The organism is Alteromonas sp. ABE4_545 (genome assembly GCF_056161325.1).
On record NZ_JBSWYY010000001.1, the window covers coordinates 278,680 to 292,906 of the forward strand.

Below are 14,227 nucleotides of genomic sequence, written 5' to 3' on the forward strand. Positions count from 1 at the left end.
CAGCTAGTCTACAAAGGAACAGCGATGAAATTGGCACCAGTCTGCTCAAAGTAGCGTCCCCACATTTTTCGCAGATGGATTGTTTCCTTATCGGAACGACCTTCGCCAATATCAAACATCACTACATTGCAGCCCCAAATATTCACAAAGTCGCTAGGATCAGGGAGAGATTGCGTCCCATTCAGTAATTTGTTTGGATTGACGTATTCCGAAGCCTCGATAGCATCGGTTATGATCATGATTGTGTTGCTGTCTTTTCGACAGTCAATCGGATTACGGTTAAACCATGCCAGTAAATTTGTTGAACCTTGTGGTTTTATCCTCTCTGGTAAGGTCTGCACTTTAATAATGTCGCCTTTTTCCAATTGCTCAATCATTTTGAAGCTGTATTGTGCGGCGCGTTTATTAAACGCCGAACCAATCAACATTGGATTGGATCGGCTTAGCACATGATCATCACAGGTTTTGAGTTCACTGAGGGGGCAAGTTGCCGCATTGGTGATATAGCGAACCCCTTCAATATCGAAGATACGCGTTCTTTCGGCCAGTGTGGATTCTAAATTGCCGCGGGTTTCATTACTGGCATTAATAAAGACTGAGGCGGCACCAATAGTTGCCCTTGAAAATGTGGTGCTTTCACGCATTGTTTGATAATGCAAATCCGCTTTGGTGACGGTCATTCCTGCTCCTCATCATTCTTTACTGTCGATGAGATAACGGTATCATTGGGAGGCGGGGTTTCTGGGAAAGTCGGTGAGGTTTCGTGCGATAAAGGAGTATTTTGTTTAACAAAAGCTCGTAAGCCTTTGCGCCAAAAGCGCTCACCGTGTTCAGGATCAACGGCATAGTGCCAAACAGGTAGCGCTTTAAAATATGGCTCATTCCTAAGTTTTAAGGCACGACTGCCGGCAAGCGTGACGATAAGATGATTGCTATTGGGGTTGAGGTAACGGCTGACTTGCTCCGCCTCCATCACACTGACTTCATGGCGTGTTTTCTGGCCTGTGTACCGATCCTTTTTAATGCGTGTAGTCTTACCCAATAAGCGGGATAGAAACTGGGCATTGTCGGGATGGTTGCCCCCCATCCAAAAGGTTGCATCAGATTCCCCGATAAAGGATTTCCAGCTATTGGGATAATGCTTTTTCATTAATTCAATATTCTGGCTTACCCCTAAAAAGGTTTGTCCCATTGATCTTGAAGCAGCTAGTATGACTTCAAATATAGAGTTGTACTGCTGGGACGGAAGCTCATCAATCACGGTGAGGCATTGGCCTTTTTTCTCTTTGACGCTCTCAAACGTATAAGCGACCATGTTGGTGAGTAAGCGGCTCAGGCGGCTGAGTTCTTCCCGTAGAGAGAATAGAGAAGCCGTAAAAGCCAGCACTACATCATCGCGTGTTTTTAAATCCGCTAAAGAAATATCACTGTGACGCAGCACCTTTCTGACATTAGGAAGATCTAAGAATTTTGTTTGCTCTTGCAATGAGCTGCGCACATTGCCAGCCGTTTCTTTGCCTGCACTTTTTAACGCCGACACTGCACCTGCTATGACACCATCAAATGCAGGATTACGACTCATCGAATCGAGCAATAAAAGATGGGCTTCATCATCCTTAGTCAGTTCCTGACTTTCATCAAAGACCCTATAGCCATTGATAATTAAATCACGAACGAAGGGTAAATTCTGTTCTTCTTCGGGATGGTGAGTCAGTACATGCAAGACTAAGCCGCCCAAGAATTGCTTGGAGACTTGTAAAAAATAGGGCTGCTTGCTTTGGCTGGGAATAATAATAAGCGCTTCAGAAATGCGGTTAGCCCATAATACCGCCGCGCCATCGCCATCACGCTGCATGGCTTCTTTGATGCAGTCGAAAAAATTAATGGAAATACTGGGCACACCAGAAATGCCACTTGGATCAAATACCCACCATTGCCGTTTATCACGACGATAAATCGCCTTGACGACTTGGGCCCTAGGATCAACAAGAAACACAGATCCCCGCCATAAAAAAGTAAGGGTGGTTAAAGCCGTTGTCTTCCCCGTGCCCGTCATTGCGAGCATAAAAATATGACGGGAAATATGAGCGCCAACCGGTTGCAGCAGGCCAATGCCAAACGCTGTGGCACGGCCTAAATGCAGCATGTTGGGTTTATATCGCATACAAAATTGCGACAAGGGTGAAGCAAAGCCACCCGTAGCCCCACGTTTACCGAGCAAGAAAACTTGCTCGTACCACTGACGACATTTCATATACAGCCTGTAGACAGCTCGCCACGGTAATGTCGGCCAGCGGTAATAATGGTCAGGACTGTAAAAACCAAAGACCCTGCCAAGCCATGTGACCACTGTCCGTAGTAGCATGATGATAAGCAGCCCTTGCAAACCATAAAGAAGCAGCGTTTCTATACTCATCGTCTTGACCCACCATCATGGAAGCCAAGACGCTGTTTGATCAGAGCAATTACACATTTGAAAAACAGCAACCAAAACAAAATGGCTAAAATGAAACCTAAAACACTCAGCGATTCATCTGTGACAGTATTAGGATCAACATCAAAAACACTCAGCAGCAATTTGGATAAAAGCTGCCCAGGCAACAGAAAGATTTCATGATTACTCATGGCTATTCTCCTCATCTCATTAGGGGGATGAAGAAAAGTCTATCGAAGAGGTAACGGGCTTCTGGGAAAGTCTGAGCGGAATAGAGAAAGGAAATGAAAATAAAAATGTGAGAGGCAAAAATAAAACAGCGATGGTTCCCTGATTGAGAACCATCACCAGCCAAGCAAATTATAACGTAGCGTTAAAAGAAAACCGTTTTTCTTGAGACTGCACCAGTTTCCAGCCGTTCGTAATGGCAGTAATGCGCTTGGAGCGAGCAGGATGTGTTGGCGTATCCTGCTCATTCAGTTTTTGGGTAATGGCAAGCGCCTGATCCAGAGTTGCCCCCAATTTTGCCATCATAAACCCAGCAAAACGATCAGCTTCTAGCTCTTGCGTGTGGTGGGAGCGGTTTTGCACAAAGGTATGGCCTGCAAGATGATGCCCCAGCTCGTGCGCGAGCACCGCCAAAGACGGCCAATAAATGATTCCGTCAGGGGCAAAGAAGTTATCTGCCTTGTCATAGACAATATAACGCTGATCATCGCGGATGATCGCAAAAGCAATCACCTTTTTAGAAAACGTCCCTGCCACCAATTCAAAATTCGTTTCCAGCCCCACCTGATCCATCATCCACTGTAATGCGGTCAGCGCTTCGGGACGGGCTGGTTCAATTTTTGACGCTCCATCAAAATCAGGATACGCGCCCAAGGCGCAAATCTTTAAAAAGTCTGTGCCTTCCAATCTCGTGATGCTGGTCTCCTTCGGCGCATCGCAAATTGAGATTCTATCCATTTTAACGCAGCCAGCAGGTAGCTTTTCCTGCCTAATATGGGTGTCAGGTGTTTGTGACTGGCTGTCTTTCCATGTGTGGTGCAAATCCAGCGCCCAAGCGCTCACCATCAGCCCAACCAATCCAATAGCACCGACAATCGGCAAATGATTAAAGGTATGTCTCGCTAAACTAGTCATCATTCTGCTCCTTTGTTAAAGGGTCATGGCCTAGCTGTTGTAAAGCTTTTTTTGCTAATAACAAATCACGAACGGACACATTCCAGTGACGTTCTGATGGCGCAAACGGTGGCGCGATGAGCATCAACACCAGACCAATGAACAATGGCAACAAATCCAGCGCTAGTCCTGCCACCCAGCTTTGTGGATAGAGATACCAGTACACAATCACTGCATTCAACGTGGAGATAGGTTTAAGCTTTGGCAGCTCTGGGGAGGATTGCGCCAAATATTCGCTAAAGGCGTTATCCATTAGCAATGTACCACTGCTCAAACGATCCTTGATTTTAGCGATAGCCGCCTGCTGCCCTTGCGCCACTTTTGGGTTGCTGGATAAGGTGATTGCTTTCAGCGCATTGGGCATGTTCAGTACAATGATCCGCATTCCTTCGATAAAGTCTTTTGTTTGCATTTTTATCAGCAAACCATTGAGCACATCCAATTGCTCAGCCACCTTTTTCATACGCTCTGGTGAAGAGAGTTTTTGATCCTCAATCACCTGACGAATAAGCGCTAATTTCTCATTTGCTTGCCCGCTAAGGGTTTCTACTTGAGACAAAAAGGAGGCTGTTTGACTATGCAGTGTTTTAAACTGCGCGGAATACTGATCCAAAATGGAAGACACACCGCCACCGCCTGCTGTTTTAGAAAAGGAACCTAATGTTCTCTCGTCATAAGCAGCTTGTTGCCAACTGGCTCTTTGCTGCTCAAATAGCGGCAAGAACCGTCTCAAACCATTGGCTTGCTGAAAAATATCCCGCGCACTGACACTGGCCTTTTTTTCCAAATCACTTAAATAGCTGATTTGGGCGGCGCGGCCTGACAATGCCGCCACATTGATGGCCGAGCTTAAGCCAATGATGAACACGAAAAACACAGCCGCCAGCGCCAAAACGCCCAGACGTTTCCTAAGCTCCACATGCTCAACCAAAGCTTTCATCACTGTGCTATGGTAGAGGTAGACACTGGCAAACGTGCTAACCGCCATCACACTTGCCATGATTTTTCCCTCTAAATCAGGCCACAAGGACTGATAACCGTAGTAACTCATCCCTGTAGTGCCAGCGCTAATCACTAACAAGCAAGAGACAAACATAATCTGAAATGAAGAATTTCTGGTAAGCGATGTCATAAAGGCATTCCTCCAAAAAAATACGATAAAAAACGACTGTAACTCACACCCAGCTCATATAACGTGTCCACCACGTCCAACATCCGATAAGACGAAGGCACACTGTTTTGCTGATTGGTTGTAATCACCGTTGCACATAGGCTTAGCGTCAACATGGCAATGAAAATAGTGTTGGATGATCTCATGCTCATTCCTCCATTTGGGTTCCAATTCGCTTATGTTAACGTTGCTCACATAGCAAACTGGGAAAGTCTGAACGGGTGAAAAAAATTCAGTACCGTGACTGGCACCAAGCTTTCACCCCCTGACGATCTTAAAAATCTTCATCCTCGATTTCGTTTAAGCATTCCTCCTGCTCAAAACGCCACTGCGCCGTATGAGCGGCATATTCCTTATCCACTGCCTGCATGCACAAACACTCGATGCGGAGCAAGTCACGGTTTCTCATCCGTGTGGAAGGATCATGCAATTGTTTACGAATAGAGCGACCTTCCTCATCCGTAATCTGATGCAAGTGAGGAAACCAAACCCCACCCATGATTTTGTCGCTGTAAACCTTCGCCCATAAAATGGACAAACCTTCCAGCCCATAACGCTCTGACCACTCCAACTTAGAAGCCACTCGACCTAACGCCTCGTTGAGTGCTTGCTGGTTTTCGTCTGACATAAAGTAAAGGTCTGGCATTAATTTAATCTCTAACGTTTTCATCGTTTTCACCTATTTGGTAAGTGAAAACAGCGCTGCTTTCGGTTTATGTTTTCCTGCGTTGATCCATCAACATCATTGATACTGGCAGCACTCGTTGAAGACTAAAATTGCCGTTTTCCCAGAAAACTCTGACTTTTCTGGCGTATAGTCAGAAAAGTCAGTCTGTATTTATAACTTGTTGTTTTAAATGTATTTTTGCGTTTTAAGTTGACGGTTATGAAAAATCAATGCTAGAAAAAATCAGCAAAAAAGATGGCGAAAGGGAAATTTGCTATGGCAGAGAAGAGTCCAAAGAGACAGATAAATCCTATGGAGCAACAGAATCCACGAGTGGAATACAAATGCACGGGGGTAAGGCCAGAGACGATTGGAGCATTACGCTGGATGTTGAGCGGTACTGGCAAAGATGAAGGTGAATTTTTATCAGAACTTTTTGAGCAAGCTGTGGCTAAAGAGTATAGTGTGCCTGTGCTCAATCATGTTAAGGAGCAATTTCTTAAAGATCCTTCGTTTTTTGAAAACATTCAAGAATTACACAATGAATAGTATTCTTATTTGATAGTCGCCTGATAGTTATCTTATTCTGTATCTAATATGGATCAGAGGTTGTCATAGATGGCTATTGATAATGAAGCAAGCTTAGAGTTTATAGATAAGCATCTTGATGTTCTAAAAGCTGAAAATGAAGATTTAACATGGCTGTTTTGGCTTATTTGTGTGGCAGCATCCACCCAGAATGTTAATAACAACAGAATACGTCCGCTTGATAGCATTATAGATAAGCATTTCAGGCACTATGATATAAACAATCTTAACCATCCAGTTAAACACACTGAAAAGAGTGGTGATGGTACATCTCAAGAAAGATCCGATAAATCGGCAAGATACTGGCATTGTAAAAACCTCTATGCCTTTATTTTTCAGCACTCTAGTTTTAATGAACAAAAATTTTTCAAAACTATAAGGACAACTGGTCATAAAGGCTGGGTTGACATAGAGGACTGGAACAAAATAAAAAGTGGGACAGGATATGGATATATACCTATTCAAGTACTATTTTGTGCATCAGCTACAATGCGTAATGACTATGATGATGTCCTCAGAGAACATGTATTAAGCTTCTTGGAAGAATATCGTGATGATCATCACCTATGGACACAAGGCGTTCCCGAAATCACCAAAATCGTCGATAAGTACCTGTTAGAGATTGACGAAGCAAAAAACGCAAAGATTACCCAAGATCAAAATACCTCAGCATCACCATCTTTTAACCCCCAAGACCTCCTCGACATACTCAGCCAAGTCTCTGAAACTGTAAACAGCCTGAAAGACGATAATGAAGGGGCTAAAAATACGTTTGCTGACATCGTGGAAACAGTGTCTGTGGAGTTTTCAAATGCCCAGCAACAAACATCGGTCGAGTTCCAGCGCATATTAAAAGAGGCCATTGAATCATCCTCTAAGATTCAGCAAGACAATCAAGAGCAGTTTTTTAATTCTCTTACTACTTTCCTCAAAAGCCTTGAAGGAAAACAGTCTGCGATAGATGAGACAAACACTACCATACAGGAATCAATCAAAGCTCTCATAGCTTCTATTGCCCAAATATCGGAACAAATTAGTAGTGCACAGAGTATTCTAGCTCAAAAGACCGAACATCAATATGCGCTCCAGTTGGATCCTCCCCCAATTCTGGAAGACAACATCAACTATTACGGGAACCGAACCATTGATGTAATAGGCCGTGATGAGGAACAAGAATATCTACGAAACTTTCTTAAACCTGATGAGGTTGAACCCAAACGACAATTTAGGTGGTTGCAACTGGCTGGCGTCGCAGGACAAGGGAAAAGCCGCTTAGCCTACGAACTAGCATTAGAAGCCAGTAAAGATGGAACATGGATAGCAGGTTTAATAGATGATGATGAAATTTTGTCCGTATCGGAAAAGCTAGATAAATGGCAACCTAATAAGCCTCACCTTATTATTGTTGACTATGTCATTGGGCGAACACATGTTTTACGCCCTTTTATAAAAATGCTTTCCAAACGGCAACATGATTTTGTACACCCCGTTAGATTGCTGCTACTTGAACGACAACCGTGGAACCAAGGAATTAATTTCAATGCTCTAAACTCCAGATCAAGACAAAGAACAATCAGCGAAACAAAAGCTGAATGGTTTATTAATATTACCAGCAGAGAAGATGGTAATGATGATGGACTAAATAAATCTCGCTATGAGGAAGGCGTACTGGAACTGAATCAACTCAATCCAGAACATCTAATTAGTATTGTCCAATACATAGTAGAAAAAACATCACATAATCTATTAGATATAAAAGACGCGGATGTAAGAGAAAGAATCAAAGAAGATCTTAACAATATTGATTCTGATGGTCGACCTCTCTACGCATATTTTCTAGCACAAGCATTAGCTTCTGGTTCAATAACAGACCTGTGGACAAGGGAAGATCTGTTGAATGCTACGTTGGAACGAGAACTATTAAGGTGGCGTAGGGTTTTTAAAGGAGACCAACCTCGAATAGGGGAAGATAATATAATTAACAAGTTAATCCTACTGGCAACAATGACAGGAGGTTTCAACTATGAAGATATAATACAGAAAGACCTATTGCCTGTAATTAGTGAGGATCAATTAAAAATTGCTAGTGTTTTTACTGGAGGTGGTACAAGCAAAGGCATTGAAGAGGCATCTCCCATCATCAATCCAATGATGCCTGATTTGCTAGGCGAATGGCTGGTAATTTTCAGTCTTCAAAAAAAGAGAATATCAATCGCAAAAATATGTGGCCTAGCTTGGACAATATCCCCAAAGGGGATGTTTTCATTTGTTGAACGCTTGTGTCAAGACTTCAAAGACCAGCCTGTAGTGAAGGAGATCCTTAACAACATTTATATAAGTTCAATGGATGTTGATGAGCTTTCAAAAATATCAGGAATGTTAGTGCGAAACCTTGGCGGAGATTATCTAGCCAAAACACCACCCAGCAAAAATATGGTTAAAGCTCTTCATCTTGCAGCAAGTCACTTTGACTATATTTCTATGCGCTATTTGGGATGGTGTTATATGATTGGGTATGGTGTAGATAAAAATTCAAGCCTTGCCTTCAACTTAATAAAAAGAGCTGTAGAAGGAGGAGATAATCATGCACTATATCTACTTGGTTATTGTTATAGCAAAGGCATAGGGATAAAAAGGAATGGAAAAAAATCTATTTATATTTTTAAAAAGGCATGTGAAATTGGAAGTTACCACTCTGCCTACCAACTCGCAGAATTTTACAGAAAAGGTATTTTTGTAAAAAAAGATATTGATAAAGCCATTAAATACTATAGTGAATTAATTGATTCCGACAAGACTGCAAGCACAATAGAATATGAAATAAAAAGGAATGCGCTATTTGAGTTGGCCAGAATCTACTCAAAAAAAGGAAATGAAGATAAGCTTCATTTGGAAACAGCTTTCAAACTCTACCTAAAAGCCTATGATTATGGCCACAAGAAGTCTGCTCGTTATTTGGGAAAATGCTATTTAAGGGGGTGGGGGGTTGAGGAAAACGTCAAGGAGGCTCTTGAGTATTATGAGTCATTTTTAGTTCAAGGTGGCTACCATAAGATAGCAAATAGTACTGATGGTGTAGGGATATTTAGTTTTGTTCTGCTTTGGCATTCATTGATAAATAGGTTCCCAGTAGATATTACCTTTCGATATATGCGACTTGTATTCAAAAGTAATTTTTTCATAGCAATCGTAATGTCAATAATAATGATTGGGGGCGGGGCTGGTCTAGTCCACAGGTCGGAAACAATTGCAATCTTGCAGGAAAGATGTGGAAATGATTGCGATCTTGTCGATTCACTTATAGTATTTTTTGAAATACTTCAGCGATATATTCAGTGGTAATTAAACGTATAATTATCTGTTCTTACGTGCGAGACATTGTTCTTAAATTCTCCTTCATCTGTTCAGAACAATAGATATTGCATCAACCGATCTAGCTTGCGAACGACCCTTGAAGCCAAAGATGTCTCCGATCCAATTGATGCGCTATGATACCTTCCCAGCAAGTTTGATTTTTGCAACAAACCAAACTCAATTACAATCTATGCAAGATGTCCCCTTTGTAATACATTTGAAATCAGAACGTCACTAAAGTGTGCTACCTGATTTCAAATACAAAGGGGCGATCTTGGCAAGGGAAACCGCTGTGCTTTCCCGTTGCATCCCTTTCGACTTTTTCTAATTTCGTCTCTCAATAAGAAAAATGTGTTGGCATGGCGTTGAGATAATTGAATAGGACTGCCAACAAAAACGAGTGAGCGTTTTATCCTCAGTTAAGGTAACCTTCGAGCTCCCTTAACAATCCCATGATCAAAGGTGGCATGCCATAGCCCCTCTGAACACCCTCGGTCAACCGTACGCCGATTGAATGCCGCCAGTGTTTCGCCGCTGGACTGCGACCAAGGATAGTCCTTGGATGCTATCTACTATTCAAAGTAATTCAGTATATCCATTTTTTTATGTGGTATGCCAATAACCGCGATACCATCACCATACGGCATATAAAAAATGACATGCTCACCTTGAGGGAAGGAGTAGTAGTCTGGAGCAACATCATCACGTAACTTGCCTATGTGGGGATTTGCAGCAAGCCAACTGAATTTACTGTAGAGCGAAGACACATAACTATCGGCTTGAGCTATGCCCCAAACATCTAGTGAGTAATTCCATATGCCTTCTAAATCTGCTTTGGCTTTAGGCGTGATATTAACGCGTGGCACGATCACGTCTTTCTTTAAATTCGTCCAGCATATCATCAAGGGATTGGTCTACAAATTCACCTTGCAGCGCCTGATTAGCTCCTTCAGCCAAGTGTGCACGCAATGAGTCTAGCTTTGTTTTGCGCTCTTCTAATGTGCGCAATGCATCACGTACAACCTCGCTAGCAGAGCCGTAACGTCCGCTGGATACCTCGTTTTTTATAAATACTTCCCAATGTTCTCCAAGGGATAGACTGGTAGTGGCCATGATATTTACCTTTATTCATATTTAACAATTATGAATATAGCATGGTCGTTGTTAACAACCAATGAAGAAAAAAGCCATAACATGTTTATCAACCTTTTTTGAATTAAGCAGCGCTCAAAGGTATGTCGTTAAATGCATGCGCATCGATAATGCGCACCAAAAGACGATAATGAGTTGAGGTGCTGTATTTTTTGCAATCATATACGTATCGTATTTATGCCTTATTCAATGTGAACCTTGGTTTTACCCTTCATTTCATCCTAACCGCTCTCCAAATCCAGTTGTGCCAGCACATGTTGGTTAAGCGTAACGCGTGTCATATCTCCCCCGCTGAATGCGATGTCTAATAGCGTTGCGAGTCTTACCCAGTTCGTCGTCTATACAAGCCTAACCCTATCGGCCAAATAAGGTTCGACCGTGTTCTCATACTTGCGAGCCGCACCACGAACCTATTTGGGGCTGGTATAGCCGCCTAGTGAACTGGGCTGGCCGTCTCTCCCGCGACATACGCGATAATCAACAGGAGAGAAATCATGACAACTTTATTTGCACAATCATACTTGTATAGCGACACTGGATTTTACTTTGAGAGCGTGGAGGAATTTGAAAGCGGCATAAAACGCCTAAACGCAAAAGGCATTGAAGAGGTTGAAATACAATTCATCGACGGTGAGCAATACGAAGCCAAATTATTCAGCGCCGCCGCTATATTCCAAAGCACCGTCCATGATTGGTTTGAGCACCTAGACGACTTGAGCGAATACACAGCCACGCAAATGATTTACCTGCTGGAGCTGGGCTATACCTTACAAGAAACGCTTGAAAAACATGAAGACGTACAGCTTTATTTCGGTAGCGCCAGTGACTACGCTCAAGAGCTTATAGAGGACACTACCTCAGATATACCAGAGTTTCTGGTGAACTATATCGACTACCGTGCAATCGCGCACGATATGACGCTCAATGGTGAAATCACCGAACTCAGCCACGCTTTATACGTGATTAACGCCCTCGAATTTTGAGTGCGTTAGTTAGCTACTCTTTAAAGGTTTGCATGAGGCAGAATGTCGATTTTTTTAAATAACATTATACCGACATATGTAGCTCTTCCTCATCCAAGCTTTAATTCGACATCACCAACGGTTTTTTGCTCAATTGGAATGCTATTTAATGCTTTTGGGATGTGGGTTGATAGTTCATCATGTGGGGTAGAGGAGTCTACATATACTACTAATACTTTAATTCCCGCATTATTGAACGCATAACCAACACCAGAAAAGCCTTGATAAACATCAAGGCGCTTGCCAAGCAGTTCTTTAGCATCATTGAATTGTTTATCTAATCTATTCATCGTTTTCACTTAACCATTGAAGGTCAAATTTTTCAAGGGATTTTTTAAGAGGGCAAATATATGAAGTAGGTAAATATTTTGTGCCTTTCTTCACTTTACCACCACTAAACACGATACCTACAGCGTATAGGGTTTTATCTACTTCACAAAATACTAGACTACCAGAGTCACCATTTGTTGAAAAACAATGTTCGGATACAGGTTCGACCTCAATAACATCTTCGAATTTAAGCCGCAATGGATTTTGATTGCTTTTTCGACTAACTGCAACTGGAAACTGTTTTATTCCCCAGCCAGTTACAAGGCCTCTCTTAAAGCCACTTTCTTTCCCGATCAGATAAACCATTTCAACTTGATTTTGCAAGTGATCGGGCAACAACCCGCAGATTTCTCTACCGTCGAATGGTGAGTTTAATCTTGGGACAATATTCCCAGAGTATTTAATACCTTCCTTAAGTTCGGCGAAAGCAGTATCTGCATCAATCAGCCACTGTTCAGATAAAATCGTACAATGGGATAAATTTGCGGCATGGTTTTGAGTGTCGGGTTTGTTGTCAGCTGGACCTGGGTGATATATGGGTTGCCCTTCAGAAGCAACTCTATTTTCTCCCGGGTGTATTCCAAGGACATGGCTGCAACCAATGATATGAATGTTTTCTTCATCATCAATTGCAAATCCTCCAAGCGTACCAGTCTGATATTCAGAGCCAACTGAATGCCCTAAAACTAGTTCATCTCTCTTCAGGTTTACTGGTTTTTTAAAATTAACAAGGTCTAGACCAGAAGCGATCTGAGGTTCATCTATCCTTGTTATATTAACTTTGCATTTTTTTTGCAGCTGCTCTTTTATTTTAAGAGCCACATCAGCAGTTTTTTTTGTATTTCTAGGTACTTTTATTTCAACCACAGCATCATCTGTATTAGAAAAACTGTAACCTACAGCAATATTTTTCCAGGAAGCTTTGTTCCTTAAACTATTTAGTTCACTTTGAAGACCTGTCGGTAGTCTTGAATCCACAGTGTCATCCATTTGATAAGCTTGATTTAATATATCGTCCCTAAGGTCTTGTATTTCTTCTAAGTTCATTATTTTGCTTCTATGGTGAATCAAAAGTTTCGTTGTTAAATAAAGGAAATAAAAATACCACTAACGGCACTAATACAGCGCCATATGTCGTATCGTATCCGTCAAAAGTTCTTTCAAAGACAGTTCCGTTAGCCATAGAAAAAACAATGAAAGAAATGCACATGATGAACTGTTGCTTCCATTTGACTTGGCTATCAGTTTTTTTTAGATAAAACCAATTTCCTACCACGACAGCCGAAAATACAAACCAATCAAAGATGAAAGAAAGCTCACTTTTATCTAAAATAATATTTATAAAAGTATATACAGCGATTGACTCTGCGGGGATCAATTTAGTCAGTCTATCTGTGTATGTATCAGGTTCACTATGGGCATCTGCTTGTGAATGGAGAGATACTGTACCACCAGAAATCCTTCTCATAATACTTCCCGAACGAATAGAGCTAATACTATCTAACTAAATATAAGTTTTAATGAGTAAAAAGTATAATATTTATTCGATTTTTTAAATGATTTTCATAAAAAAACATGTTCTTAGTTAAATTTCGGAAATCAGCAAGACTTTAAGCAGTTCTGTAAATATACATTTGTGCACAGTGTGCATCTGATTTGAACAAGCTTATCTGGTTTTAATAATAGAACTATTGTTTACTGTAAGTGAGGTCATGAAAAATGCACGCCGTTGTATATTAGGTTTAAATTAGGAGCTTTAATGCTGGAATTTTTGGAAAGCAATTTAGATGTATCGAACGCAATAATAGCCATATCTAGCGTAGTTATTGCCTTTTTTGCATTTGTTACTTCAACCCTTTCTCTAATTGTTTCGGTAAAAGCACTTGTGGGACAACGTAAGCATAATATATTGACCGTTCAGCCTATTCCTGAGATTAGCGTTGCTGACTATGAAAATAGCTTGAGGGTTAAGCTGCGAAACAATGGTAATGGTCCAATGTTTATTTCTAGTTTTCAAGTTGCAGGGAAGAACGGCGAGGCTAAAAAATCTATTATTAGCTGTATGAAAACTTTACCAGAAGGAAGGGCATGGACGCATTTTACATCCGATTTAGAGGGGAGGGTTGTAATGCCAGGTCACTTTTTGCCTTTATTAGAGTTGACTGCATCAGACAACGAAGCAAAATTTAGTGTATCTAGAGATCTGTGCCGAAATTGGTTGAAAGACCTCAGTTGTGAATTGCGATACACCGATATGTATAAAAGTAATTTTCCCCATTACACAAAGTCTTTGAAATGGTTTGGCCGTAATATATAAGCCAAACCAT

At 41.5% G+C, this 14,227-nt stretch carries 16 protein-coding genes; 4 read left to right on the top strand and 12 right to left on the bottom strand.

What is annotated here, in order from left to right:
• Positions 1-8: 8 nt before the first annotated feature.
• From ACXAH6_RS01340 to ACXAH6_RS01370, 7 genes are all read right to left on the bottom strand, one after another.
• Positions 9-680 (bottom strand): hypothetical protein, encoded by a 672-nt coding sequence (locus ACXAH6_RS01340; protein ID WP_474874819.1) that lies wholly within the window; start codon positions 678-680, stop codon positions 9-11.
• On the bottom strand, positions 677-2,416 hold the full coding sequence (locus ACXAH6_RS01345; protein WP_474874820.1) for a type IV secretory system conjugative DNA transfer family protein: 1,740 nt from the start codon (positions 2,414-2,416) through the stop codon (positions 677-679). The genes ACXAH6_RS01340 and ACXAH6_RS01345 overlap by 4 nt, the downstream gene beginning before the upstream one ends.
• Positions 2,413-2,625 (bottom strand): hypothetical protein, encoded by a 213-nt coding sequence (locus ACXAH6_RS01350; RefSeq protein ID WP_474874821.1) that lies wholly within the window; start codon positions 2,623-2,625, stop codon positions 2,413-2,415. The genes ACXAH6_RS01345 and ACXAH6_RS01350 overlap by 4 nt, the downstream gene beginning before the upstream one ends.
• Before the next feature lie 169 nt (positions 2,626-2,794).
• The gene (locus tag ACXAH6_RS01355) at positions 2,795-3,580 is read right to left on the bottom strand and encodes a M48 family metalloprotease (RefSeq protein WP_474874822.1); all 786 of its coding nucleotides are present in this window, start codon (positions 3,578-3,580) and stop codon (positions 2,795-2,797) included.
• Complete coding sequence (locus ACXAH6_RS01360; protein WP_474874823.1) at positions 3,570-4,556, bottom strand: hypothetical protein; 987 nt, start codon at positions 4,554-4,556, stop codon at positions 3,570-3,572. The genes ACXAH6_RS01355 and ACXAH6_RS01360 overlap by 11 nt, the downstream gene beginning before the upstream one ends.
• Positions 4,557-4,744: 188 nt before the next feature.
• A complete protein-coding gene (locus ACXAH6_RS01365) occupies positions 4,745-4,933 on the bottom strand; it encodes a hypothetical protein (RefSeq protein ID WP_474874824.1) in 189 nt (62 codons plus the stop codon).
• A gap of 128 nt (positions 4,934-5,061) precedes the next feature.
• On the bottom strand, positions 5,062-5,457 hold the full coding sequence (locus tag ACXAH6_RS01370; RefSeq protein ID WP_474874825.1) for a hypothetical protein: 396 nt from the start codon (positions 5,455-5,457) through the stop codon (positions 5,062-5,064).
• Between the two features lie 273 nt (positions 5,458-5,730).
• Between ACXAH6_RS01370 and ACXAH6_RS01375 the strand changes: the two genes are divergently transcribed.
• Together ACXAH6_RS01375 and ACXAH6_RS01380 are read left to right on the top strand one after the other, a co-directional pair.
• Complete coding sequence (locus tag ACXAH6_RS01375; RefSeq protein ID WP_474874826.1) at positions 5,731-6,003, top strand: hypothetical protein; 273 nt, start codon at positions 5,731-5,733, stop codon at positions 6,001-6,003.
• A gap of 69 nt (positions 6,004-6,072) precedes the next feature.
• On the top strand, positions 6,073-9,384 hold the full coding sequence (locus ACXAH6_RS01380; RefSeq protein ID WP_474874827.1) for a tetratricopeptide repeat protein: 3,312 nt from the start codon (positions 6,073-6,075) through the stop codon (positions 9,382-9,384).
• A gap of 584 nt (positions 9,385-9,968) precedes the next feature.
• Here the strand turns inward: ACXAH6_RS01380 and ACXAH6_RS01385 are convergent.
• Positions 9,969-10,262 carry a type II toxin-antitoxin system RelE/ParE family toxin gene (locus ACXAH6_RS01385; protein ID WP_474874828.1) on the bottom strand — a complete coding sequence of 98 codons (294 nt, stop codon included), beginning with the start codon at positions 10,260-10,262 and terminating at the stop codon, positions 9,969-9,971.
• Positions 10,249-10,509, bottom strand: a complete 261-nt coding sequence (locus ACXAH6_RS01390; protein ID WP_474874829.1) for a type II toxin-antitoxin system ParD family antitoxin — start codon at positions 10,507-10,509, stop codon at positions 10,249-10,251. Before ACXAH6_RS01390 ends, ACXAH6_RS01385 begins: the two co-directional genes overlap by 14 nt.
• Before the next feature lie 533 nt (positions 10,510-11,042).
• On the opposite strand from ACXAH6_RS01390, the gene ACXAH6_RS01395 reads away from it, so the two are divergent.
• Positions 11,043-11,531 carry an antirestriction protein ArdA gene (locus tag ACXAH6_RS01395; RefSeq protein ID WP_474874830.1) on the top strand — a complete coding sequence of 163 codons (489 nt, stop codon included), beginning with the start codon at positions 11,043-11,045 and terminating at the stop codon, positions 11,529-11,531.
• 89 nt (positions 11,532-11,620) lie between these two features.
• Here ACXAH6_RS01395 and ACXAH6_RS01400 read toward each other — a convergent pair whose 3' ends face one another.
• The 3 genes from ACXAH6_RS01400 to ACXAH6_RS01410 are packed head-to-tail and all read right to left on the bottom strand — an operon-like array spanning position 11,621 to position 13,368.
• Complete coding sequence (locus ACXAH6_RS01400; protein WP_474874831.1) at positions 11,621-11,860, bottom strand: hypothetical protein; 240 nt, start codon at positions 11,858-11,860, stop codon at positions 11,621-11,623.
• Positions 11,853-12,947, bottom strand: a complete 1,095-nt coding sequence (locus ACXAH6_RS01405; RefSeq protein ID WP_474874832.1) for a hypothetical protein — start codon at positions 12,945-12,947, stop codon at positions 11,853-11,855. Before ACXAH6_RS01405 ends, ACXAH6_RS01400 begins: the two co-directional genes overlap by 8 nt.
• A 10-nt stretch (positions 12,948-12,957) precedes the next feature.
• Entirely contained in the window at positions 12,958-13,368 is a 411-nt protein-coding gene (locus ACXAH6_RS01410) for a hypothetical protein (protein ID WP_474874833.1), read from the bottom strand.
• Between the two features lie 291 nt (positions 13,369-13,659).
• On the opposite strand from ACXAH6_RS01410, the gene ACXAH6_RS01415 reads away from it, so the two are divergent.
• On the top strand, positions 13,660-14,217 hold the full coding sequence (locus tag ACXAH6_RS01415) for a hypothetical protein (RefSeq protein ID WP_474874834.1): 558 nt from the start codon (positions 13,660-13,662) through the stop codon (positions 14,215-14,217).
• Positions 14,218-14,227 lie beyond the last annotated feature (10 nt).

Bases quoted from the DNA above. Each gene is read 5' to 3' on its own strand.
- ACXAH6_RS01340 (WP_474874819.1), bottom strand. From the start codon at position 680: ATGACCGTCACCAAAGCGGATTTGCATTATCAAACAATGCGTGAAAGC.
- ACXAH6_RS01345 (WP_474874820.1), bottom strand. From the start codon at position 2,416: ATGAGTATAGAAACGCTGCTTCTTTATGGTTTGCAAGGGCTGCTTATC.
- ACXAH6_RS01350 (WP_474874821.1), bottom strand. From the start codon at position 2,625: ATGAGTAATCATGAAATCTTTCTGTTGCCTGGGCAGCTTTTATCCAAA.
- ACXAH6_RS01355 (WP_474874822.1), bottom strand. From the start codon at position 3,580: ATGATGACTAGTTTAGCGAGACATACCTTTAATCATTTGCCGATTGTC.
- ACXAH6_RS01360 (WP_474874823.1), bottom strand. From the start codon at position 4,556: ATGAAAGCTTTGGTTGAGCATGTGGAGCTTAGGAAACGTCTGGGCGTT.
- ACXAH6_RS01365 (WP_474874824.1), bottom strand. From the start codon at position 4,933: ATGAGATCATCCAACACTATTTTCATTGCCATGTTGACGCTAAGCCTA.
- ACXAH6_RS01370 (WP_474874825.1), bottom strand. From the start codon at position 5,457: ATGAAAACGTTAGAGATTAAATTAATGCCAGACCTTTACTTTATGTCA.
- ACXAH6_RS01375 (WP_474874826.1), top strand. From the start codon at position 5,731: ATGGCAGAGAAGAGTCCAAAGAGACAGATAAATCCTATGGAGCAACAG.
- ACXAH6_RS01380 (WP_474874827.1), top strand. From the start codon at position 6,073: ATGGCTATTGATAATGAAGCAAGCTTAGAGTTTATAGATAAGCATCTT.
- ACXAH6_RS01390 (WP_474874829.1), bottom strand. From the start codon at position 10,509: ATGGCCACTACCAGTCTATCCCTTGGAGAACATTGGGAAGTATTTATA.
- ACXAH6_RS01395 (WP_474874830.1), top strand. From the start codon at position 11,043: ATGACAACTTTATTTGCACAATCATACTTGTATAGCGACACTGGATTT.
- ACXAH6_RS01400 (WP_474874831.1), bottom strand. From the start codon at position 11,860: ATGAATAGATTAGATAAACAATTCAATGATGCTAAAGAACTGCTTGGC.
- ACXAH6_RS01405 (WP_474874832.1), bottom strand. From the start codon at position 12,947: ATGAACTTAGAAGAAATACAAGACCTTAGGGACGATATATTAAATCAA.
- ACXAH6_RS01410 (WP_474874833.1), bottom strand. From the start codon at position 13,368: ATGAGAAGGATTTCTGGTGGTACAGTATCTCTCCATTCACAAGCAGAT.
- ACXAH6_RS01415 (WP_474874834.1), top strand. From the start codon at position 13,660: ATGCTGGAATTTTTGGAAAGCAATTTAGATGTATCGAACGCAATAATA.